This is a genomic window from Streptomyces sp. NPDC045470, assembly GCF_040646595.1.
GTDB lineage: Bacteria > Actinomycetota > Actinomycetes > Streptomycetales > Streptomycetaceae > Streptomyces.
The window spans coordinates 1403370-1424771 of the sequence record NZ_JBEZAN010000001.1 but is presented as its reverse complement, the minus strand read 5'-3'; the positions used below and the strand labels follow the sequence as shown (position 1 = coordinate 1424771).

General features: G+C 73.0%; 21 protein-coding genes and 1 other RNA gene. 15 read left to right on the top strand and 7 right to left on the bottom strand.

Translation table 11 applies throughout. The annotated features are described in order from the left end of the window. Nucleotides 1-188 precede the first annotated feature (188 nt). The 3 genes from AB0A97_RS06125 (at nt 189) to AB0A97_RS06115 (ending at nt 4070) form a co-directional block, all read left to right on the top strand. Complete coding sequence (locus tag AB0A97_RS06125) at nt 189-1535, top strand: serine/threonine-protein kinase (protein ID WP_361144985.1); 1347 nt, start codon at nt 189-191, stop codon at nt 1533-1535. Between the two features lie 102 nt (nt 1536-1637). After that, a complete protein-coding gene (gene prfB, locus AB0A97_RS06120) occupies nt 1638-2750 on the top strand; it encodes a peptide chain release factor 2 (RefSeq protein WP_361144982.1) in 1113 nt (370 codons plus the stop codon). A gap of 390 nt (nt 2751-3140) precedes the next feature. Further along, complete coding sequence (locus AB0A97_RS06115) at nt 3141-4070, top strand: hypothetical protein (RefSeq protein ID WP_361144979.1); 930 nt, start codon at nt 3141-3143, stop codon at nt 4068-4070. Nucleotides 4071-4246: 176 nt separating this feature from the next. Here AB0A97_RS06115 and AB0A97_RS06110 read toward each other — a convergent pair whose 3' ends face one another. Continuing rightward, a complete protein-coding gene (locus tag AB0A97_RS06110; protein ID WP_125056037.1) occupies nt 4247-4435 on the bottom strand; it encodes a hypothetical protein in 189 nt (62 codons plus the stop codon). Nucleotides 4436-4730: 295 nt separating this feature from the next. Between AB0A97_RS06110 and ftsE the strand changes: the two genes are divergently transcribed. The 5 genes from ftsE to ssrA all read left to right on the top strand — a co-directional run bounded on the left by ftsE (nt 4731) and on the right by ssrA (nt 8651). Further along, a complete protein-coding gene (gene ftsE, locus AB0A97_RS06105; RefSeq protein ID WP_030025118.1) occupies nt 4731-5420 on the top strand; it encodes a cell division ATP-binding protein FtsE in 690 nt (229 codons plus the stop codon). A 32-nt stretch (nt 5421-5452) separates the two neighbouring features. Then, a complete protein-coding gene (ftsX, locus tag AB0A97_RS06100; protein ID WP_361144975.1) occupies nt 5453-6364 on the top strand; it encodes a permease-like cell division protein FtsX in 912 nt (303 codons plus the stop codon). 67 nt (nt 6365-6431) lie between these two features. Continuing rightward, nucleotides 6432-7628: a S41 family peptidase gene (locus tag AB0A97_RS06095; protein ID WP_361144973.1), complete on the top strand. Its 1197-nt coding sequence runs from the start codon at nt 6432-6434 to the stop codon at nt 7626-7628. 18 nt (nt 7629-7646) lie between these two features. Next, nucleotides 7647-8165 (top strand): SsrA-binding protein SmpB, encoded by a 519-nt coding sequence (smpB, locus tag AB0A97_RS06090; protein ID WP_361144971.1) that lies wholly within the window; start codon nt 7647-7649, stop codon nt 8163-8165. A gap of 116 nt (nt 8166-8281) precedes the next feature. Next, nucleotides 8282-8651, top strand: a transfer-messenger RNA (tmRNA) gene (gene ssrA / locus AB0A97_RS06085). A gap of 102 nt (nt 8652-8753) precedes the next feature. Here ssrA and AB0A97_RS06080 read toward each other — a convergent pair. Further along, on the bottom strand, nt 8754-10064 hold the full coding sequence (locus tag AB0A97_RS06080) for an MFS transporter (RefSeq protein ID WP_361144968.1): 1311 nt from the start codon (nt 10062-10064) through the stop codon (nt 8754-8756). A 124-nt stretch (nt 10065-10188) separates the two neighbouring features. Between AB0A97_RS06080 and AB0A97_RS06075 the strand changes: the two genes are divergently transcribed. Then, nucleotides 10189-11160, top strand: coding sequence for a LysR family transcriptional regulator (locus AB0A97_RS06075; protein ID WP_361144965.1), 972 nt, complete (start codon nt 10189-10191; stop codon nt 11158-11160). Nucleotides 11161-11261: 101 nt separating this feature from the next. Further along, on the top strand, nt 11262-11792 hold the full coding sequence (locus tag AB0A97_RS06070) for a DUF4232 domain-containing protein (RefSeq protein WP_361144962.1): 531 nt from the start codon (nt 11262-11264) through the stop codon (nt 11790-11792). Nucleotides 11793-11835: 43 nt separating this feature from the next. Here the strand turns inward: AB0A97_RS06070 and AB0A97_RS06065 are convergent, their stop codons facing one another. The 4 genes from AB0A97_RS06065 to AB0A97_RS06050 form a co-directional block, all read right to left on the bottom strand. Next, nucleotides 11836-12246 carry a lasso peptide biosynthesis B2 protein gene (locus AB0A97_RS06065; protein ID WP_361144959.1) on the bottom strand — a complete coding sequence of 137 codons (411 nt, stop codon included), beginning with the start codon at nt 12244-12246 and terminating at the stop codon, nt 11836-11838. Beyond that, the gene (locus AB0A97_RS06060) at nt 12243-12497 is read right to left on the bottom strand and encodes a lasso peptide biosynthesis PqqD family chaperone (protein WP_030025130.1); all 255 of its coding nucleotides are present in this window, start codon (nt 12495-12497) and stop codon (nt 12243-12245) included. The genes AB0A97_RS06065 and AB0A97_RS06060 overlap by 4 nt, the downstream gene beginning before the upstream one ends. Before the next feature lie 5 nt (nt 12498-12502). Then, nucleotides 12503-14380, bottom strand: a complete 1878-nt coding sequence (locus AB0A97_RS06055; protein ID WP_361144956.1) for an asparagine synthase-related protein — start codon at nt 14378-14380, stop codon at nt 12503-12505. Between the two features lie 250 nt (nt 14381-14630). Continuing rightward, nucleotides 14631-14774 (bottom strand): lasso RiPP family leader peptide-containing protein, encoded by a 144-nt coding sequence (locus AB0A97_RS06050; RefSeq protein ID WP_361144954.1) that lies wholly within the window; start codon nt 14772-14774, stop codon nt 14631-14633. Between the two features lie 308 nt (nt 14775-15082). On the opposite strand from AB0A97_RS06050, the gene AB0A97_RS06045 reads away from it, so the two are divergent. Then, on the top strand, nt 15083-16504 hold the full coding sequence (locus tag AB0A97_RS06045) for a nitrate/nitrite transporter (RefSeq protein ID WP_361144951.1): 1422 nt from the start codon (nt 15083-15085) through the stop codon (nt 16502-16504). Nucleotides 16505-16644: 140 nt separating this feature from the next. After that, a complete protein-coding gene (locus AB0A97_RS06040) occupies nt 16645-17895 on the top strand; it encodes a uroporphyrinogen-III synthase (RefSeq protein ID WP_361144948.1) in 1251 nt (416 codons plus the stop codon). A 48-nt stretch (nt 17896-17943) separates the two neighbouring features. Here AB0A97_RS06040 and AB0A97_RS06035 read toward each other — a convergent pair whose 3' ends face one another. Next, on the bottom strand, nt 17944-18720 hold the full coding sequence (locus tag AB0A97_RS06035) for a class I SAM-dependent methyltransferase (RefSeq protein WP_361144946.1): 777 nt from the start codon (nt 18718-18720) through the stop codon (nt 17944-17946). 155 nt (nt 18721-18875) lie between these two features. Between AB0A97_RS06035 and AB0A97_RS06030 the strand changes: the two genes are divergently transcribed. From AB0A97_RS06030 to AB0A97_RS06020, 3 genes are all read left to right on the top strand, one after another. After that, the gene (locus AB0A97_RS06030) at nt 18876-19517 is read left to right on the top strand and encodes an ABATE domain-containing protein (RefSeq protein WP_361144945.1); all 642 of its coding nucleotides are present in this window, start codon (nt 18876-18878) and stop codon (nt 19515-19517) included. 509 nt (nt 19518-20026) lie between these two features. Continuing rightward, nucleotides 20027-20548 carry a sigma-70 family RNA polymerase sigma factor gene (locus AB0A97_RS06025; RefSeq protein ID WP_361144942.1) on the top strand — a complete coding sequence of 174 codons (522 nt, stop codon included), beginning with the start codon at nt 20027-20029 and terminating at the stop codon, nt 20546-20548. After that, a complete protein-coding gene (locus AB0A97_RS06020) occupies nt 20545-21285 on the top strand; it encodes a zf-HC2 domain-containing protein (protein ID WP_361144939.1) in 741 nt (246 codons plus the stop codon). The genes AB0A97_RS06025 and AB0A97_RS06020 overlap by 4 nt, the downstream gene beginning before the upstream one ends. Nucleotides 21286-21402: the final 117 nt, after the last annotated feature.

Genomic DNA, 21402 nt, shown 5'->3' with positions numbered 1-21402 from the left:
GGGGGGAGCGCGGTGCCCGCGTCCGGCACGGTGACCAAGGGGATTTGTCGACTTCCAGGGGGCGATTTCCCCCACAGAAGTGACACCTGGGCCCATCCTGGGCACGGAACCCCCCGGCACCCGCGTAGCTTTGACGCCACCTTCAGCCCCCTGAGGACGCTCAGCGGGCCCGACACGTCGGAGCAGTCTTGGCACGGAAGATCGGCAGCCGGTACACCGCCCACCAGATCCTTGGCCGCGGCAGTGCCGGCACGGTATGGCTCGGCGACGGGCCCGAGGGGCCCGTCGCCATCAAGCTGCTGCGCGAGGACCTCGCCGCCGACCAGGAACTGGTCGGCCGCTTCGTCCAGGAGCGCGCGGCGCTGCTGGGCCTGGACCACCCGCACGTCGTCGGCGTGCGTGACCTGGTCGTCGACGGCAACGACCTCGCCCTGGTCATGGACCTCGTACGCGGCACGGACCTGCGCACCCGCCTGGAGCGGGAGCGGCGGCTCGCCCCGGAGGCCGCCGTCGCCGTCGCCGCCGACGTGGCCGACGGCCTCGCCGCCGCCCACAAGGCCGGCGTCGTGCACCGCGACGTCAAGCCCGAGAACGTCCTGCTGGACATGCAGGGGCCGCTCGGGCCCGGCGGCGCCCACCCCGCGCTCCTCACCGACTTCGGCATCGCCCGCCTCGTCGACACGCCGCGCCGCGCCCTCCCGCAGCCCCCGGCCGCGGGAAACCTGCGCGCGGCCAAGGTGATCGGCACACCCGACTACCTCGCGCCCGAGATCATCGAGGGCCTGCCGCCGCGCGCGTCCGTCGACGTGTACGCGCTCGCCACGGTGCTGTACGAGATGCTCGCCGGCTTCACCCCGTTCGGCGGCGGCCACCCCGGCGCGGTGCTGCGCCGCCACGTCACCGAGGCCGTGGCACCGCTGCCCGGCATCCCGGACGAACTGTGGCAGTTGCTGCTGCAGTGCCTGGCCAAGGCGCCCGCCTCCCGGCTGCGCGCCCCCGAGCTGGCCGCCCGGCTGCGCGAGATCCTGCCCGGCCTGGCGGGCCACCCGCCGCTGGACATCGACGAGCCCGACAGCGACCAGGCCGCCGAGGAGGCGCCGGACACCGCCACCGGCCCGTACGTCTCCGGTGCCGCCGGGTCCGCTCCGGGGGCGTACGACGAAGCCCTCTACCCGCCGGTCGCGCCGGGCGGCTCCCGCCCGCGCGGCGCCGTACCGCTCGTCCACGGCTCGGCCGCCCCCGACTCGAACCGCGAGACCCACACGAGCATGCGCGTCCCCGGCCCGGACGAGCTGGCGGGCGGCGCGCACGGCACGGCCCGCGCCCCGCGCGCCGCGGGCGAGCCCCGGGCCGGCTCGGCCCGGCACCGCGAGGCGGTGCGCCGCCGCCGGGTGAAACTGGGGCTGGCCGCGGCGGCGGTGGTGGCCGCCGCCGGGCTGGGCGGCTGGTTCGCCTCCCAGCACGGCGACTCCGGCGAGGACGCCAAGCCGGACGTCCGGCACTCCGAGGCGGCGACCCCACGGCCCACGCGCTGACCTCCGGCGACACCCCGCCCCGCCGGCCTCCTCGCGCCGCCGCCCGACGAGCGGCGCGAGGCTCGGGGCACGCAGGCGGCGGCAGCCGTTAGGCTGGGGTGCGTGGCAGTCGTCGATGTATCCGAAGAGCTGAAGTCCCTCTCCTCGACCATGGGGTCGATCGAGGCCGTCCTGGACCTCGACAAGATGAGGGCCGATATCGCCGCGCTTGAGGAGCAGGCAGCGGCGCCGTCCCTCTGGGACGACCCGGAGAGCGCGCAGAAGATCACCAGCCGGCTGTCCTACCTCCAGGGCCAGCTGCGCCGGGCCGAGGAGCTGCGCGGCCGGGTCGACGACGTCGGTGTGCTCTTCGAGCTCGCCGAGGCCGAGGGTGACGACGAGACCCGTGCCGAGGCCGAGAAGGAGCTGGCCGACGTCCGCAAGGCCGTCGACGAGCTGGAGGTCCGCACCCTGCTGTCGGGCGAGTACGACTCCCGCGAGGCCGTCGTCAACATCCGCGCCGAGGCCGGCGGCGTGGACGCCGCCGACTTCGCCGAGAAGCTCCAGCGCATGTACCTGCGCTGGGCCGAGCGGCACGGCTACAAGACCGAGCTGTACGAGACCTCGTACGCCGAAGAGGCCGGCATCAAGTCGACCACCTTCGCCGTCCAGGTCCCGTACGCCTACGGCACCCTCTCCGTCGAGCAGGGCACCCACCGCCTCGTGCGCATCTCGCCCTTCGACAACCAGGGCCGCCGCCAGACGTCCTTCGCGGGCGTCGAGGTGCTGCCGGTGGTCGAGCAGACCGACCACATCGAGATCGACGAGTCCGAGCTGCGCGTCGACGTGTACCGCTCCTCCGGCCCCGGCGGCCAGGGCGTCAACACGACCGACTCCGCGGTGCGTCTGACGCACATCCCGACCGGCATCGTCGTCTCCTGTCAGAACGAGCGCTCGCAGATCCAGAACAAGGCGACCGCGATGAACGTCCTCCAGGCGAAGCTGCTCGAACGCCGCCGCCAGGAGGAGCAGGCCAAGATGGACGCGCTCAAGGGCGACGGCGGCAATTCCTGGGGCAACCAGATGCGGTCGTACGTGCTGCACCCCTATCAGATGGTCAAGGACCTGCGCACCGAGTTCGAGGTCGGCAACCCGCAGGCCGTGCTCGACGGTGACATCGACGGCTTCCTGGAGGCGGGCATCCGCTGGCGCAAGCAGCAGGAGCAGGGAAAGTAGGCCGACAGTCCGCAGTCGGCAGGTCGGTGAGTCGATAAACCGGTAAGCCGCGACTGAAGGCCGTATGGATTTTCTGTGAAAACAACTGCCGCTTTTTGAGCGGCAGTTGTTTTTTGCTGCCGTTGGGTCGTGTGGCAATTTGGTCACAGTCATATGTCCATGGACCCCGCAACTCCTCTCAATTCGGTCATCGCGCCTTTATTTGACCTTGACGATGATGTGAGAACTGGGAAGGGTGGTACGCGGCATGCGTATGTCTGGGGCGCGCGTGTGAACGGGGAACTGAGTGCAACGGCCGCAGGGCGGTGCTGCGACTCGCCTACCCGGGTCGGCCGCTGCCCCGAACAGCGATGCTCCATGGATGAGTAGAGCTACTGGGGGTAGCAGCACATGACGAAAAAGACGCGGCTGCGTGTAGCGCGTATTGCGGCCGGCGCGGTCATCGCGGCCGGCGCGTCGCTCACCGCGGCCGGCGCGGCCTCCGCGGTCGGCAACGAGCCGACGACGGCGGGTGCCGAGGGCTCCGGCGCGATCGGCGGCCTCTTCGGTGGTCTCTTCGGCGGCGGTAACTCCGGCGGCAGCGAGATCGGCGGCAGCGAGACCGGTGGTTCCGAGACCGGTGGCAGCGAGACCGGTGGTTCCGAGACCGGCGGTAACCAGACCGGTGGTTCCGAGACCGGTGGGAACGAGACCGGTGGCCAGAGCGGCAGCCAGACCGGCGGTAACGAGACGGGCGGTCAGTCCGGCAGCCAGACCGGCGGTAACGAGACCGGCGGCCAGTCGGGCAGCCAGACCGGTGGCAACGAGACCGGCGGCAATCAGACCGGTGGCCAGAGCGGCAGCCAGACCGGCGGTAACGAGACGGGCGGTCAGTCCGGCAGCCAGACCGGTGGCAACGAGACCGGTGGCCAGTCGGGCAGCCAGACCGGCGGTAACGAGACCGGTGGCCAGAGCGGCAGCCAGACCGGTGGCAACGGAAACGGCGGCCAGTCCGGCGGCTCCTCCACCGGGAGCACCGGCGGCTCCGGCAGCACCGGCGGCTCCTCCACCGGCAGCACCGGTGGCGGCGACGACGGCACCGGCACCGGTACCGACAACGAGGGCAGCAAGCCGATCGAGCAGCCCGGCGAGGGCAGCCAGCAGATCGTGGACACGCCCGGCCAGCCGCAGCAGCAGGCCAAGGGCGGCGAGCTGGCGGAGACCGGTGCCTCCGGCACCACCTTCCTGCTCGTCGGCGCGGCGACGATGATCGCCGGTGGCATCGGCTTCCGCCTGATGCCGCGCCTGATCAACAAGAACGGTGGCGCGGCCGCGGCCTGACACCAGGCCCCGCCCCGCACCCGGGGCAGCGCATGACGAAGGGCCCGGAGCGCGAGCAGCGCTCCGGGCCCTTCGGTGTCTTTCGGTGTCTTCAGTCCCCGGTGTGCGGGATGCGCCGGGGTGCGGCAACGCTCCGTACGCGAGGCGTCACACGAGCCCCCGGGCCCCGGGCCGCCTCAGGCGGCCTGGTGCAGCAGCACCGCGAGCGCGACCAGCGCCACCAGCAGCGCCACCACGGCAGCGGGCGTCACCTGGCCGAACAGCCCGTTCTCCTGAAGCCGTTCCCTGCTGGCCCGGCAGACGGGGCAGCGGCCCTCGTTCACAGGGGCCGCGCAGTTGGCGCACACCAGCCGGTCGTACGTCATGCGACCTCCTCCTCAACCGCTGCAACGCGCAAGGGACCCCGATGGTTCCCCCTACCACTTTGCCAGCTCGCCGTCGGAACGGCGCGCCCCGGTCGCCTTCCGGCCTCTTCCGCGGACCTGTGCGCGCCCCTGGGCCGGAATGTGCTCGTTTTGTCCCCGTAGATGCCGTGAATAAACGCACCAACCCCGAACGGCGACTGCGCCTTCGCGCGAGACTCGCGTAGGGTCACGCTCACCGACAGGAGCCCCAACAGGGGCATCCCGTGCCGCTACCCAGGTCGACCGTGGTGCATCAGTGATCCGATTCGACAACGTCTCCAAGACCTACCCGAAGCAGAACCGCCCCGCCCTCAGGGACGTCTCCCTGGAGATCGAGCGCGGTGAGTTCGTCTTCCTGGTGGGCTCCTCGGGCTCCGGTAAGTCCACCTTCCTGCGTCTGCTCCTGCGGGAGGAGCGTGCCAGCCATGGCGCCGTGCACGTGCTGGGCAAGGACCTCGCGAAGCTCTCCAACTGGAAGGTGCCGCAGATGCGGCGCCAGGTGGGCACCGTCTTCCAGGACTTCCGGCTGCTCCCCAACAAGACGGTGGGGCAGAACGTCGCCTTCGCCCTCGAAGTCATCGGCAAGCCGCGCGGGCAGATCCGCAAGACGGTCCCCGAGGTCCTCGACCTCGTCGGCCTCGGCGGCAAGGACGACCGGATGCCGGGCGAGCTGTCCGGCGGTGAGCAGCAGCGCGTCGCCATCGCGCGGGCGTTCGTCAACCGGCCCCTGCTGCTCATCGCGGACGAGCCCACCGGCAACCTCGACCCGCAGACCTCGGTCGGCATCATGAAGCTGCTGGACCGGATCAACCGGACCGGTACGACGGTGGTCATGGCCACCCACGACCAGCAGATCGTCGACCAGATGCGCAAGCGCGTCATGGAACTCGAAAAGGGCCGGCTCGTGCGTGACCAGTCGCGCGGCGTGTACGGCTACCAGCACTAAGCGTGTACGGCCCCCAGCACTGAAAGGACGCCATGCGCGCCCAGTTCGTCCTGTCGGAGATCGGCGTCGGTCTCCGCCGGAATCTCACGATGACCTTCGCGGTCATCGTCTCCGTAGCCCTCTCCCTCGGCCTGTTCGGCGCCTCGCTGCTGATGCGCGACCAGGTCAGCACGATGAAGGGCTATTGGTACGACAAGGTCAACGTCTCCATCTTCTTCTGCAACAAGAACGACGCCGAGACGGGCTCCCACTGCGCCAAGGGCGCGGCCACCGAGCAGCAGAAGAACGACATCAAGGCCGAACTGGACCGGCTGCCGATCGTGCAGAGCGTGCAGTACGAGTCCAGTGACCAGGCCTACAAGCACTACAAGGAGCAGTTCGGCGACACGCCCGTGGCGGGCCTGGTCACCCCCGACCAGTTGCCGGAGTCCTTCCGGGTCAAGCTCAAGGACCCCACGAAGTACGAAGTGATCAAATCGGCGTTCTCGGAGCGGCCGGGCGTCCAGGAGGTGCAGGACCAGCGGGACACCATCGAGCCGTTGTTCAATCTCCTCAACGGGATGAACATCGCCGCGCTGGTGGTGATGGCGCTGATGCTGGTGGTGGCGCTGATGCTGATCGTCAACACCGTGCGGGTGTCGGCGTTCAGCCGGCGGCGGGAAACCGGGATCATGCGGCTGGTGGGCGCGTCCAGCTTCTACATCCAGATGCCGTTCATCCTGGAGGCGGCCATCGCGGGCCTGCTGGGAGCGGTGTTCGCGTGTGTGCTGATCGTCGGCGGCAAGTGGGTGCTGATCAACAACTGGCTGGCCACGAAGATTCTGGTCATCAAGTTCATCGGCTGGGATTCGGTGGTCGCGGTGCTGCCACTGGTGCTGCTGATCGGCCTGTTGATGCCGGCGCTCGCCGCGTTCTTCGCGCTCCGTAAGTACCTCAAGGTGTGACGTATGCCAAGGGCGCCGTACGGTCAACTCCCCGTACGGCGCTTCTTTCTGTCCTACACTCACCGGCATGACGGGCCCGAGTTTGTTCGTCCGGCCCCGCCGCAGCCGCCGCGGGGCGGCCCTGACGTTGGTCTTCGTGAGCGTGCTGGCGACCGGCGCGGCGGCGGGCACCTGGAAGGAGACCGGGCCCCCGGCGGACGGGCAGCAGGTGTCCGGGCGGGCGGCCGACGGAGCCGGCCGCGGCCACCGGCCGGCGCGCGCCGGCCGGCACGCAGGGCCGCACCCGGACGGCTCCGGAGCGGCGGACGATGTCGTCAGCCGCAGCGGTGACCGCTGGTCCACGGCGTTCTCCGCCCGCGAGTACGAGGACTTCCAGCGCGAGCTCGGCGGCGAGTACGTGGGCGTGGGCCTGTGGCTCCGGCAGGCGTCGGACGGCCGCGCCCTGGTCTCCCGGGTACGGCCCGGCAGCCCCGCGGCGGCGGCCGGCCTGCGCCCCGGCGACGACCTGCGCGCGGTGGACGGTGTGGCCTCCAGGGGCAGTCCGGTCACCGAGGTCGTGGCGCGGCTGCGCGGCGACGCCGGACCGGCCGCCGGAAGCCCCGCGCCGGGCGCCGGGAGCAGCGTCGTCCTGGAGCTGCGGCGCGGCACGCGGCAGTGGACCGAGACCCTGCGCCGGGCCCGCCTGCGGGACCAGAACGTGATCACCGACCGCCCCGACGGCCCGGACGGGCCCACCCGCGTCAAGGTCGGCGCCTTCACCAGCGGTACGGGCGAGGAGATCCGCCGGGCGGTGCGCACGGCCTCCCCGCGCGGTGGTGTGCTGCTGGACCTGCGCGGCAACACCGGCGGCCTGGTGGCCGAGGCGGTCACCGCCGCCTCCGCCTTCCTGGACGGCGGCCTGGTCGCCACGTACGACGTACGCGGCAGCCAGCGCGCCCTGTACGCGAAGGGCGGCGGCGACCCGGACATCCCCCTCGCGGTGCTCGTGGACGGCGGCACGATGAGCGCCGGCGAACTGCTGGCCGGGGCGCTCCAGGACCGCGGCCGTGCGGTCGTCGTGGGCACCCCGACCTTCGGCAAGGGCTCGGTGCAGTTGCCCAGCGAGCTGTCGGACGGCTCGGTCGCCGAGCTGACCGTCGGCCGGTACCGCATGCCGTCGGGGCGGGAAGTGGACGAGCACGGCATCACCCCCGACCTGATCGCCGAGGACGACGCCCCGGCCCGCGCCCGCACGGTATTGAGTGGCCTCGGGGGCGGGGCGTAGTGCGAAAATGGCTTCACTATGACCAAGACGTCTAAGGCGAACAAGAAGAAGAACAAGAAGGACGACGGGACCGGCCGCAAGCTCATCGCCCAGCACAAGAAGGCGCGGCACGACTACCTCATCCTGGACACGTACGAATGCGGGCTGGTGCTGACCGGCACCGAGGTCAAGTCGCTGCGCCAGGGCCGGGCGTCCCTGGTCGACGGCTTCGTGCAGATCGACCGCGGCGAGGCGTGGCTGCACAACGTGCACATCCCGGAGTACGCCCAGGGCACGTGGACCAACCACAGTGCGCGCCGCAAGCGCAAGCTGCTGCTGCACCGTCTGGAGATCGACAAGCTGGAGTCGAAGTCGCAGGAGACCAGCCACACGATCGTGCCGCTGTCGCTGTACTTCAAGAACGGCCGCGCGAAGGTCGAGATCGCGCTCGCCAAGGGCAAGAAGGAGTACGACAAGCGGCAGACGCTGCGTGAGCAGCAGGACCGGCGCGAGGCGCACCGGGCGATCTCGGCGGCCAAGCGGCGCGAGCGGGCCTGACCGGGTGCCCGGCCCGCCGCCCCGGACAGGAATACGCTGGCATCGTGGCGCGTTGGTCACGTACGATGGGCTACGCACCGCACGCCGGTGCAGGCACCACCTTGAAAAAACAACATGGGGATGATCGGTTTCGACAGCGGATGTCGAAGCAGGGGAAGCGAGCCGAGGAAGCGGCAATGATCTCGTAAACCATATGTCGCAAAAAATAATCGCCAACACCAAGCGCGATTCCTTCGCCCTCGCTGCCTAAGTAGCGACCTGCGAAGTGTCAGCCCGGGGGTGTTCCCGACCCGGATCCTGGCATCAGCTAGGGAACTAAACTTCTAGGCCCGGTCACGGGGCCTGGAAGGAAATCACACAGTGACTGAGCCCGTCGGAGACGTGTCCGCGAGATCTCCGGGGCCGAGAAAATCGCAGCGGACTGCGCTCGGAGAAGCCCTGTTTCCGCACCGTTGGACGCGGGTTCGATTCCCGCCATCTCCACTCGACGGAGAACCGGAGGCCCCGGCCCCCGGACCCGTCACCCCATGTGAGGCGAAGGCCCCGCTGCCCAGGCAGCGGGGCCTTCGCCGTCGCGTGCCCCGGGCCTCAGGCCGGCCGCCGGGCGGCCCGTACGGCGTGGGCGGTGACGGCCGCGGTCGGGGCCAGGGCGGCCGCCGCGGCGGGCACGGTGTAGCCGACGGCGGTTGCGGCGGGCAGGTGCTGCACGGCCCAGCCGCCGCCCGCCGAGCCCGCCGCGATGCCGGTCAGCAGCGCGGTGACGGCAAGCGTCATGCCCTCGTTCAGACGGCCGGCCGGTACCCGCGACTGGATCAGTCCCATCCCGGTGACCATGGTCGGCGCCGTGGCCATCCCGGCGAGCAGCAGGGCCGCCGCCAGGAGGGCCCCGCCGCCCGCGCCTGCCGCCGCGAACGGCAGCCACATCAGCGCGGCCATCGCGGTGACGCACCGTACGAAGCGGCGGTCCGCCGGTCCGGCCGGGCGCAGCACCCCGTACAGCAGGCCCGCCGCACAGGACCCGGCCGCCTGGAGGGCGAGCAGCGCGCCCGCCACGGCGCGCTGCCCGTGCGCGTCCGTGAAGCCGATCGTGACGACTTCCAGCGAGCCGAAGACCGCGCCGGTGGCGAGGAAGGTCAGCAGGAGGGGCAGCAGCGACGTCACCAGCCGTCCGGCGCCGTGGCGGGCGGACGTGGGCGCGACCGGCGGCTCCGTGCGGCGCTGGGCGGCGAACAGCAGCACACCCGTCAGCAGCAGCACCGCGCCGGTCAGTGTGCCCGCCTCCGGGAAGAGCCCGGTGCACAGGAAGGCCGCCAGCACCGGCCCGAGCATGAAGCACACCTCGTCCGCCGCCTGCTCGAAGGAGTTGGCGGTGTGCAGCGCGCGCGGGTCGTCCCGCAGGAGGTGGGCCCAGCGGGCACGCGCCATGCCGCCGGTGTTCGGTGTGGTGGCGGTGCAGGCGTACGCGGCGAACAGCGTCCAGGACGGCGCACCGAAGCGGACACACAGCAGCAGCGCCAGCGACCCGAGCACGGCCAGTGCCGTCGCGGGGACGGCGACCCTGGCCTGCCCGTACCGGTCGACCAGCCGCGCCGTCCACGGCCCGGCGACCGCCGTCGCCGCGAGGCCCGTCGCGGTGACCGCCCCGGCCAGCGCGTACGAGCCGCGCGACCCGGCGATCATCAGGATCGCGCTGACGCTGAACATGCCCATGGGCAGCCGGGCGAGGAGGTTGGCGGCGGTGAAGGCGCGGGTGCCGGGGACGGCGAAGATCCGTCCGTACGGCCCGAGTACGCGCCGGAGCGCGGCGGGGGAGCGGCGGCGGCGCCGGCGGCGGACGGGCGGCGGAACGGGGCGGACGGGCGGGGCGGTCACGGGGCGGGCGGCGAGGAAGAGGATCACGTAACCACCGTCGCCGCGCGGGCTGTTTCCCGTCCAACACCTGAAGTGCCCGCATTCACGCGGCCCTGTTGTCAATGAGGTCGGCCCGTCCGGTCCCCGCACGCGCCGGTGGCACGATGTGCGCGTGTCCCGAGACCTCGACCCGCGCCTGCTCCGCGCCTTCACCGCCGTCGCCGACGAACTGCACTTCACCCGCGCCGCCGCCCGGCTGTACGTCGCCCAGCAGGCACTGAGCCGCGACATCCGGCGGCTGGAACGGGAGGTGGGCGCCGACCTCTTCGACCGTACGACGCGCCGGGTCGCCCTCACCGAGGACGGCGCCCGGCTGCTCCCGTACGCGCGCCGGGTGCTGGCCGCCCACGACGACCTGGCCGCCGCCTTCCGCACCCCCGACGACCGCCCGCTGCTGGTCGACGTCAGCGTCCCCGTCGGCACGGCGCACACCGTCCTGGAGGAAGCCCGCCGTCTGGCCCCCGCCTGCGAACTCGTCGCGCGTTTCCACAGCGGCCTGACCGGCGCGGCGGCCGAACTCGCCGCCGGGCGACTGGACGTGTCCTTCGGGCGCGTCGCCGGACTGCCCCCGGCCGTCCGGGCCCGCCTGGAGCACCAGCCCGTACGGTACGAGCCGATGGCCGTCCTGCTGGACGCGGACCACCCGCTGGCGGCCCGCCCCGCCGTCCCGCTGGCCGAGCTGGCGGGCGAGACCCTCTACGCCGGGGCCGGGAACCCGCACACCGCCGAGTGGACCGACCTCGCCGCGCGCCTCTTCGCCGGGCGGGACATCGCGATGGCGGCGCCGTTCCCGGAGATCGAGGGGCCGGCGGAGTTCATGCGGGTGGTACGCAAGCAGGGCTGGTCGGTGCTGGCCGGCGTGGAGTTCATCGATGTGCCCGGCATGGCGCTGCGGCCGGTCACCGACCCCGTGCCGCTCTCGCCGGTATCGCTGGTGTGGCGGCGCGGCCTGCGCCATGCGGGCCTGGACGCGCTGCGGTCGGCCTGCCGGGGACTGGCGGCCGAACGGGGGTGGCTGCGGTGGCCGGAGGGGGCGGTGTGGCTGCCGGAGGTGGACGCGGCGCTGATGGCGAACGGCCGGTGACTGCCGACGGCTGCCGAATTTTCGTCGTATAAGCAACCGGTAAGCGCTGGAATCCCTCCCTATGGGCGTCAGGAACCGTAGCCGGACATCGAGGGGGTCCCGTGCGCAAGCGCCCGCTGACCGTGGCAGCCCTGGCCGTGCTCGCCCTGAGCGGTGGCCTGGTCGCCTGTGACGAACCGCGTATGGACGCGCTGCACGCGAAATGCACGACCGAGGACCTGAAGTGGAAGGTCACGGTCCTGAAGAAGAAGGCGCGCAGCACGCACCGGGAAGGCCGGCTCTCGGCGGTCAACACCGGCTCCGGCAGATGCGTCTTCGGCGGCTACCCGGCCTTCCGGGTGTACCTCGGCAAGGGGCCCTTCGCGAACGGCGTGGGGCAGGGCCGGACGCGGCCGGTGGGCCTGCCCAGTGGCGGGCGCGTCGTGATCGATCTTCATTACCGGGACCCCGCGGGCCGGCGGCCCGCTCCGGACGACTGCCGGATCACCAACGGCCACGCCGTGGCGGCGGCACCCCGCGACACCGGCGACGGCGCGATGGCGCCGATCCGGGACGAGAAGGGCCGGGAGACCGGCATGGACGTCTGCGGCGACGTGATCCGGATGGCACCGCCGCGGGCGGCGGCCGGCTGACCGGCCCGCGGACGGGCACCCGATGGCGTGGTGACGCGGGATCTCACCGGGGGACGGTCAGCAACGGCTGGTAGAGCCGGGTGTCGTCGGGCTCGCCCACGGGACGGCCGTCCACCGCCACCCACGCGTGGGCACGGAACGGCTCCGTACGGACACCGGTGCACCACTGGGGCCAGCGGCCGCGCAGGCGGCACAACAGGGCGGTCGCCACGGAGCGTGGCAGACAGCCGTTGCCCGCGCAGCGCATGCTGACCGTGACGACGGCGTGCCGGGCGCGCGCGGCCTCCGGCGCGGTGGCCGGGCGGGCGCCGCGCCGTACGGCCTCCAGCGCGCGGCACAGGGTGCGGGGGGAGCAGCGCGCCAGGAGGCGGGCCGCGGCGACGCAGCCGAGGGCGGCGCAGCGTTCCGCGAAGGACAGGCGCGCGGGCACGCCCAGGGCGACCGGGATGCTCACGAGGTCACCAACTTCGCCGACCTGAGCGACTCCAGCAGGGCGACGGCGTCCGCGGCCACCCGGTCCGCCGCCGAGGGGTGGCGGTTGCGCAGCTCGTCGGCGGCGGACGCGCAGGTGCCGCCGGCGAGGAGGTGCTCCAGGACGAACGCGCCGGTGTTGTTCATCTGCCAGTAGCGGCCCGTACGGGCGTTGAGCAGCACCATGCCTCCGGGGGTGCGCACGCTGCTGACGTGGGGGGCGAGGGCGAACATCGGGTTCAGGCTCCTTCCGCGGCGGGAACGGTGGGGCGGGTGGGGACCGGGGCCTGCGTCTCCCGGAGGGAGCGCAGCCAGTACTCGGCCGCCAGGGTGGGGTCGAGGGGATGCAGGGTGTGCGCGAGCGGCTGGAGCGAGGTCAGGGCCGTCCGCAGTACCTCGGGCCGGATCAGGCCCAGCCCGGCCAGGTGGGAGTCGTCGCAGAGCGCGGACAGGGCCCGGCGGTGGCGGCGCAGGCCCGCGTAGACCTCGGCGCTGTGCTCGCCCTTGGTGGCCCGGGCCCGTACCGCGTCCGGCAGGACGCCGCGCATGGCCGCGCTGAGCAGGGGCTTGTACGAGCCGACCGCGACCTGGTCCACGAGGCGCACGGTCAGCGCGGCCTCGATGACGTTGTCGTCGAGGAAGGGCGCCTCGAAGGTGACGCCGTGCCGCGCGGTCAGGGCGGCCGCGCCGCGCACGATCTCCCCGGCGCGGGCGGCGGCCCGCAGCGTCTCGTGCTGGCAGCGCAGCGGCGCGAAGGGCTCGGGCTCCCCGGCGGCGGCGTCCCGCACCAGACGGCGCACCGTGGAGACCGCGTCCGGGTGCGCCCACGGCGGCATGGCCGGTACGACCTCCCAGTCGGCGCCGCTGTCACCGGACCGCACACCGGGCACGATCCGGTCGGCGCAGGACTCCAGCCATTGCGGGTACGGCACGCCGCCGAACAGGGTGCGCAGGGTGTCCACCAGCGTCCAGCGGCCGAGGCGGCGGGCCGTGCACGCGCGCCGGGCGGCGGACCGGAAGTCCGTACGCGCCAGGGAGTTCAGCGCCACCGGGCGCGGGGAGAACAGTTCGTCGCCGCCGACGCCGACCAGATGCGTACGGGAGCCGCGGGCGGCGACGATGCGCGCCTGGTGGCTGAGCCGGGCGCTCTCCCGGATCACGGCGAGCGGGCCCGCCGGGTCGGTGTGCGCGGGCTGTGGGGGTGTGTACCAGGTGGGTGCGTCGGCGTACGGGAGGGGCAGATGCTCGGCGGAGCGGAGCAGGGCCGCGCCGTGGGCGCTCCACACGTTGTCGTCGTTGGCCTCGTCCCGGCACACCCAGGCCGTGGTGATCAGCCGGGTGTCCTCACGGGCGGCGAGGAAGCACAGGCTGGTGGAGTCCATGCCGCCGGAGAGGTCGGCACTGAGCGCCGGGCGGCGGGTGCGCACCCGTACCGCTTCGGTCAGCGCGTCCCGTACGGATTCGGCGGCGTCCTCCAGCCACAGGTCGGGCTGCGGGGGACGCCACCAGCGCGCCGTGCCGTGCCGCCCGTCGGCGCCCAGCGTCAGGCAGTGGCCCGGCGGTACGGCGTGCACCGCCCGCCAGGCGGGGCGCTGGGCGAGCGGGAAGGGCGCGAACGGGGCGAGCAGCCGCAGCGCCAGGCTCTCGTCGTCGACCGAGCCGAGGCCGGGGGCGCCGGTGGGCAGGCCGACGGCGGCCGCCTCGCGGGCCAGCGCGGCCAGGTCCTGCGGGTGGCTGCCGGCGACCGTGACGCCGTTGACGGTCGCGTGGTGGAGCTGGCGGACCGTCGACAGGCTGCCCTGGCACCGGATACGGGAGCCCATCGCGGCCAGCAGGAAGAAACTGCCGGGCAGTTCGCGCACCCGGGTGTCGAGGTCGTCCAGGCGGCGCAGGCGGCGCAGCATCCGGCCCAGGGTCCCGGCGTCGGCCGAGGTCGTGCCGAGCAGCAGCAGCCGGTCCGGCCCCGAACCGGCCGCGACGGCCTCCTCATCGGTCCAGTGCCCCATGACCCAGGGGCGTCCGGAGGGGTGGCGCACCGTGCGCACGGCGGGGTCGCGGCGCAGGTTCAGGCACAGCGGACCGGTCGCGGGATGGTCGGGGAAGACGACGAAATCCACGATGACTTACCACCCCTGGCGTGCGGTGCGGGCGTACGGCACATGGTCGGGTGCGGACGGGTGCCGGCAGATGCGGACAGGTCGTAGGCCGTAGGTGACAGGTGCTGGGCGGGCCGGGGTGTCGCGGGGCGGCCGGTACCGCGACGCGGCCGTCCGGCCGTGGTGGTGGGGGCGGCCCCTGCCGGGGCGGGCGGTGCGCGCCCGGGCAGGGACCGCCGGACCGGGGGCCGGCGCGGCCGGGGCCCGCAGGTCACCAGAAGGTGCTGTGCAGTCCGCCCCAGCCGTCGGAGAGTTCGCCGGTGAACCCGAGCGTCCGCTCGGCGAAGGCCCCTGCGTCGGCCAGCTCCGGTGCCTCGTACTCGGTCACTTCGTCACGTTCCTGTCCGTCCTGCATCGGCTGCGTCCCTTCCCGTGGTCACGACGCGGACACTCTTGGTGTTCGCGTGATTACTCAACGCATCCAAGGGAGATGTTGCCAAAGTCCATGCCCCCTGCCATTGCCCCTAACGAGTGACGTCGGGGGCGCACGGGGTGCATTGGCGTAACCTCCGGCGGTTGTGCGCCACCGGCGGGATCTTTGCTCACCGCGCGCTCCCGGAGGCGGTGAGCGCAAGGTTTCGCGGCGGTCACGCGCCGCCACAGAGAGGAAACGCGCCCTTCCTAGCGTCGCGGTACGGCGGCAACCGGGAGCTGGGAGGCGCGATGACGGACACCGACGCGAGGACGGGCACAGGAGCGGCCAAGGGCGGAGGGGCGGCGGCCCGCGCCCCCGTCCGGGGACCGGGCCGCTGGATCGAGCAATGGGACCCGGAGGACGAGACCTTCTGGCGGGACCACGGGCGGCGGATCGCCCGGCGCAACCTCGTGCTCTCCGTCGTCTGCGAGCACATCGGGTTCTCCGTCTGGAGCCTGTGGTCGGTGATGGTGCTGTTCATGGGGCCCGAGTACGGGATCGACGCGGCCGGGAGGTTCTTCCTGGTGGCGGTGCCGACGCTGGTGGGGGCGGTGCTCCGGGTGCCGTACACCTTCGCGGTGGCGCGGTTCGGCGGGCGCAACTGGACGGTGTTCAGCGCGGTGTTGCTGCTGATTCCCACCGCCGCCGCGGCGTCCGCGCTGCGGCCGGGCACCTCGTACACCGTCTTTCTGCTGGTCGCGGCGCTGGCAGGGGTCGGCGGCGGCAACTTCGCCTCGTCCATGACGAACATCAACTCCTTCTACCCGCTGCGGAAGAAGGGCTGGGCGCTCGGGGTCAACGCGGGTGGCGGCAACATCGGCGTCCCCGTCGTCCAGTTGCTGGGGCTGCTCGTGATCGCCACGGCCGGCGCGGCGCACCCGCGGCTCGTGCTCGCGGTCTACCTCCCGCTGATCGTGGCCGCGGCCGTGCTGGCGGCCCTGTTCATGGACAATCTGCGCCCGGTGCGCAACGACACGGGAGCGGCCAGGGATGCCGCCCGCGACCCGCACACCTGGATCGTCTCGCTCCTCTACGTCGGCACTTTCGGGTCGTTCATCGGCTACAGCTTCGCCTTCGGCCTGGTCCTGCAGACCCAGTTCGCGCGCACGCCCCTCCAGGCGGCGTCGCTGACCTTCCTCGGGCCGCTGCTCGGGTCCCTGGTGCGGCCGGTGGGCGGCCGGCTGGCGGACCGGTACGGCGGGGCCCGGATCACCCTGGCGAACTTCGCGGCGATGGCCCTGGCCACGGGCGTGGTGATCGTGGCGTCGGCGCGGCACTCGCTGGGGGTCTTCCTCGCCGGGTTCGTCGTCCTGTTCGTGCTCAGCGGCCTCGGCAACGGCTCCACGTACAAGATGATCCCCGGCATCTTCCAGGCCAAGGCGCTGGCGAAGGGCCTGACGGGCGAGGCGGCCGCGGCCCACGGGCGGCGGCTGTCCGGCGCGGCGATGGGGCTGATCGGCGCCGTCGGCGCGCTCGGCGGCCTCGGTGTCAACCTCGCCTTCCGCCAGGCGTTCCGGGCCGGGGGCTCCGGCACCCCGGCGTTCGTGGCCTTCCTCGGCTGTTACGCGCTGTGCTCCGCGGTGACCTGGGCGGTGTACCTGAGGCGTACGGCGGCCACCGCGGCCGTACGGGACCGGGAGGCGGCGGCGCCCGCGCTCGCGGAGGTGTGACGCGCGCCGCGCCGGGTGGCCGCGGCGGTCCGTAACCGCTGGGAAATACTGCGGGAGCGAGCCTGTCACCGGCGGTTGGCAGGCTCGGACCGCCACCGGTGCCCGGCGGCGCCGGAGCCAGCACGAGCCAGGGACGGACCATGCACGAGGGCGAGCACGACGAGCGTCACGACGACGGCGCACGGGACAGCGCACCGGACGGCGCGCGGCAGCACGGCGACCCGGCCCGGGACGCCGCGCCGGACGCCGCGCCGGAGGCCACGGACGTACGGCCCCTGGACGGCTTCACCGTCGGGGTGACCGCCGCCCGCCGCGCCGAGGAGCTGGGCGCCCTGCTCGAACGGCGCGGCGCCCAGGTCCTGCACGCCCCCGCGCTGCGCATCGTGCCGCTGCCGGACGACGCGGAACTGCTCGCCGCCACCGAGGACCTGATCGGCCGGGCGCCGGACGTGGTGATCGCGACCACCGCGATCGGCTTCCGGGGCTGGATCGAGGCCGCCGAGGGCTGGGGGCTCGGCGCGGCGCTGCTCGCCCGGCTCGGCGCCGTCGAGCTGTTGGCCCGCGGCCCGAAGGTCAAGGGTGCGATCCGCGCGGCCGGGCTGACGGAGACGTGGTCGCCGCAGTCCGAGTCGCTGGCGGAGGTGCTGGACCGGCTGCTTGAGGAGGGCGTGCGCGGACGCCGGATCGCCCTCCAACTGCACGGCGAACCGCTGCCCGGCTTCGTGGAGTCGCTGCGGGCGGGCGGCGCCGAGGTGGTCGGCGTACCGGTCTACCGCTGGATGCCGCCCGCCGACATCGGCCCCGTCGACCGGCTGCTGGACGCGGCGGTCGGCCGCGCACTGGACGCGATCACGTTCACCAGCGCGCCGGCCGTCGCCTCGCTGCTGCGCCGCGCCGAGGAACGCGGCCTGCGGGACGGGCTGCTGGACGCGTTGCGCCGTGACGTGCTGCCCGCCTGCGTCGGGCCGGTCACCGCGCTGCCCCTCGAAGCGCACGAGGTGACCACGTACCAGCCCGAACGGTTCCGGCTCGGCCCGCTCGTCCAGCTCCTCTGCCGCGAACTGCCGGGCCGCGTGCGCCCGTTGACGGTCGCCGGACGGCGGGTGGAGATCCGCGGGCAGGCCGCCCTGGTGGACGGCGCGCTGCGGCCGGTGCCCCCGGCGGGGATGGCGCTGCTGCGGGCGCTGGCCCGCCGCCCCGGCTGGGTCGTCTCCCGCGCCGACCTGCTGCGCGCCCTGCCGGGTGCGGGGCGCGACGAGCACGCGGTGGAGACGGCGATGGCCCGGCTGCGGGGGGCGCTCGGCGCGCCCAAGCTGATCCAGACGGTGGTCAAGCGGGGGTACCGGCTGGCGCTCGACCCGCAGGTGGGGGGCAAGTACGGCGACGAGTGACGTACCGCGCCGTACGGCCGTCCCCGGGAGCCTCCCGGGAGGGCCGCGCTACGCGGGGTTCGTCACCCGGATCTTGGACTGGCCGTGCGGACGGGTCTCCCAGTCCTCCATGAACCTGGCCTCCAGCCCGTGTTTGCGGGCCAGCGCCAGCAGCGTCCCGGTGCGGTAGTAGAAGTCCTCGCGCAGCACCTGGTGCTCCGTGCCTTCGGTGCGGTCGAAGGTGAAGTCGAAGAACCCGCCGGGCGCCAGGATGCGGCCGACGTGCCGGAAGCACTCGTCGATCACGGACAGCGGCGAGTGCGAGAACACGCTGTGCGCGTGCACCACGTCGAAGTGCCGGTCCGGCAGGAAGTCGAAGGTCAGGTCCTGCGTGATCGTCAGGTGCGGGACCTTGTCCTGGAGTTCGTAGGTGGCCAGGGTCTTCTTGGCGGCTATCAGGATGTCCGGCGAGATGTCGATGCCGTAGTAGTTGCCGGTGTCGAGGTGGGCGATGAAGCGCCAGCCGGCCCGCAGGTTGCCGCAGCCGATGTCCAGCATCCGCATGTCCGGCCGCAGCCCGTGTTCCATCAGATAGGTGAACTGCATCTCGCCCAGGGCCAGCCAGCGTTCGTGGCTGCGGCTGCCGACCGCGGCCTCCGGGTTGCGGCCGGCGTCGGAGGCCATCACGGCGCGGTAGTACGCGACGTGGTCCGGGTGTTTGAGGCGGAGCCAGGAGTCCCGGGCGGTGCGCCGGAGGTAGGGCGCGATCCGCGCCGGGTTGCTGACCGCGTAACGGACCTTGTGCGTCAGGCTGGAGCGGTTCTTGAGCAGGGTCTTGGCCGACATGATCCGGACTATACAACAGAGGTATACATGCGATGCATACACGTCATGTATACGGAAGGCGCGGCCCGGTGTGCGGCGGTGCCGAGGGTTACGGCCGGGGGCCGCGCCGGGCACTCTGATAGGGCAGAGGTTGTCTCCCAAGGAGTGACGGGCACATGGCGGCGCCTTTTGACCTGCGGTTCGACTGCGGGCGGATCTGCCTGGACCTGATGGCCACGACCGGCCGGTCCGCCGAACGGCTGGCCGGGCCCGAACAACTGGCGGCCTGGCTGGTGGGTGCGGGCGTCGTTCCCGGCAGTACCCAGCTCGGCGCCGTGGACCGCGGCTGGGTCGTACGCTTCCGGATGCTGCGCGAACTGCTGCGCCGCGTGGTCCACGACGAACTGTGCGGCCGGGCCGCCGACGGCGACCTGCGCCTGCTCAACGCGGCGGCCGCCGCCGCCCCGGTACCGCCCGACCGCGCCGTACGCGCCGACGACGGCGCCCTCGTCCGGACGCTCGCCGCGCCCCCCGACTGCGCCGGACTGCTGGCGGCGGTGGCCCGCGACGCCATAGGGATGCTGACCGACGGGGCGACCCGCGGCCGGCTGCGGCAGTGCGAGGGCGAGAGCTGCGCGCTGGTGTACCTGGACACCTCGCGCGGGCGGCGGCGCCGGTGGTGCTCCAGCGAGGTGTGCGGGAACCGGGAACGGGTGGCCCGCCACCGCCGGCGGGCGGTCAGCCGCGCGGGCCAGCAGGCCGCCGTGGGCGCTCAGGTGCAGCTCCCTGCCGTACGGACGGTGCCGACGAAAACGTGAGCGGCCCGCTGCGGCACCGCCCCGGACGCGCGGGAATCGCGCCGTACGGAGAGGGAAAGGGAGACCGTTCGGACCGCCCCCGCAGGGCATTTCGGACCCGCCGGCGGAGATGCCGGCCGTACCCCGCAGGGCGCCGCGCCCCGGCACCTTCCGGCGGAAAGCCGTCGCATGAACCGGGAAATGCGGGCGGGCCCTTCGCCGAACGCCCGTCCGCGCCCCCTGACCCCCGCCCCCGGCACGGGAATTCACCCGTCAGATGCTGAGCCGCGGCGCCCCGGCCCCCGTACTGCTGGCTGAAGGGGCCTTTACCCAGGCCCCGATCGGCCCGGAATGCGAGACGAGGGGGCGGACATGCGCGAGCCCGGTCGCGGACGGCAGATCGAGGTGATCGGCGGTGCGGAAGACGGCGGCAGTGACACCGGCGACGCGTGCGAGCGCTGATGGCCGTGCGCAGCGAATGTCCGATCCGCGCTATCGACCCGGGAGTTGGCGTGCGCGAGGATGCCGACGTGGCAGACAGTACGGCGCCGGACGAGGAGCTGATGCGGGCCCTGTACGAGGAGCACGCCGGCCCGCTGCTCGCCTTCGTGCTGCGCCTGGTCGCCGGGGACCGGCACCGGGCGGAGGACGTGGTGCAGGAGACCCTGCTGCGGGCCTGGCGCAACGCCGGCCAGTTGCAGCGCGCGACCGGTTCCGTCCGCCCCTGGCTGGTCACCGTCGCCCGGCGCATCGTCATCGACAGCCACCGCAGCCGTCAGGCACGTCCCCAGGAGGTCGACTCCGGCCCCCTGGAATCGATGCCGGCCGCCGACGAGATCGACCGGGCCCTGCGCCTGATGACGATCACCGAAGCGCTCGGCGACCTCAGTGCGGCCCATCGGGAGGCGTTGATAGAGACCTACTTCAAGGGGCGTACGGTCAATGAGGCGGCCGAAGTCCTCCGGGTACCGGCCGGAACCGTCCGGTCCCGGGTCTTCTACGCCCTGCGCTCCCTGAAGCTCTCGCTCGAAGAACGAGGAGTGACGGCGTGAAGCGGCCCGTGGAGCCCGTAGCACACACCGACGTCGGCGCCTACGCGCTGGGCGTCCTGGACGCCGACGAGGCGGCACGCTTCGAGGAGCACCTGGCGGGCTGCGGCCGGTGCGCCGCCGAACTGGACGGCCTGATGGGCCTGCCGCCGCTGCTCGCCGACGCCAGGGAGTCGGCGCCCGACCCGGAGGCGGTCACCCCGGCCCCCGGGCCGGGCGTCCTGGCGGGGCTGCTGGAGGAGGTCGGCGCGGTGCGCCGCACCCGCCGCAGGCGCCGCCTGTACCTGGTCGCCGCCGCTGCCGTACTGGTCGTCGGCGGTCCGCTGACCACGTACGCGCTGACCGCGGGGGACACCGCCGAGCCCCCGGAGCACCTGACGAGCTACGCCCGCACGATGTACGAGCACGGCGAGAAGGTCGGCACGGTCGACCCGGTGACCAAGGTCGCCGCCAGCGTCTCCATGGAGCGCAAGCCCTGGGGCACCCACGTCGCCCTCAAGCTGGCCAACGTCAAGGGCCCGCTCACCTGCGACCTGGTCGCGGTCGGCAAGAGCGGCGCGGAGCAGACCGTGACGACCTGGGCGGTGCCCCCGGGCGGCTACGGCCTCAAGGACGGCGCCGCCAAGTGGAACAAGGAGCCGCTCTACACCCACGGCGGTTCGGCGATGAACCGTTCCTACATCGACCGCTTCGAGGTCCGCACGCTCGACGGCAGGCGGCTGGCCGAGATCAAGGTGTGACCGGCCGCCCACCCTCAGAACGAGAGCGGCCCCGGCCCCCGGCCCCGGTGCCCGGCCGCCCGGTCGCCTCCGGACCGAGGCGTGACCGGGCGCCCGATCCCCCTCCCGAATAGTCGG

Excerpts from the sequence above, each read along its gene's own strand:
- AB0A97_RS06115 (WP_361144979.1), top strand. The coding sequence starts at position 3,141 with ATGACGAAAAAGACGCGGCTGCGTGTAGCGCGTATTGCGGCCGGCGCG.
- AB0A97_RS06110 (WP_125056037.1), bottom strand. The coding sequence starts at position 4,435 with ATGACGTACGACCGGCTGGTGTGCGCCAACTGCGCGGCCCCTGTGAAC.
- ftsX (WP_361144975.1), top strand. The coding sequence starts at position 5,453 with ATGCGCGCCCAGTTCGTCCTGTCGGAGATCGGCGTCGGTCTCCGCCGG.
- AB0A97_RS06095 (WP_361144973.1), top strand. The coding sequence starts at position 6,432 with ATGACGGGCCCGAGTTTGTTCGTCCGGCCCCGCCGCAGCCGCCGCGGG.
- smpB (WP_361144971.1), top strand. The coding sequence starts at position 7,647 with ATGACCAAGACGTCTAAGGCGAACAAGAAGAAGAACAAGAAGGACGAC.
- AB0A97_RS06060 (WP_030025130.1), bottom strand. The coding sequence starts at position 12,497 with ATGTTCGCCCTCGCCCCCCACGTCAGCAGCGTGCGCACCCCCGGAGGC.
- AB0A97_RS06050 (WP_361144954.1), bottom strand. The coding sequence starts at position 14,774 with ATGCAGGACGGACAGGAACGTGACGAAGTGACCGAGTACGAGGCACCG.
- AB0A97_RS06045 (WP_361144951.1), top strand. The coding sequence starts at position 15,083 with ATGACGGACACCGACGCGAGGACGGGCACAGGAGCGGCCAAGGGCGGA.
- AB0A97_RS06040 (WP_361144948.1), top strand. The coding sequence starts at position 16,645 with ATGCACGAGGGCGAGCACGACGAGCGTCACGACGACGGCGCACGGGAC.
- AB0A97_RS06035 (WP_361144946.1), bottom strand. The coding sequence starts at position 18,720 with ATGTCGGCCAAGACCCTGCTCAAGAACCGCTCCAGCCTGACGCACAAG.
- AB0A97_RS06030 (WP_361144945.1), top strand. The coding sequence starts at position 18,876 with ATGGCGGCGCCTTTTGACCTGCGGTTCGACTGCGGGCGGATCTGCCTG.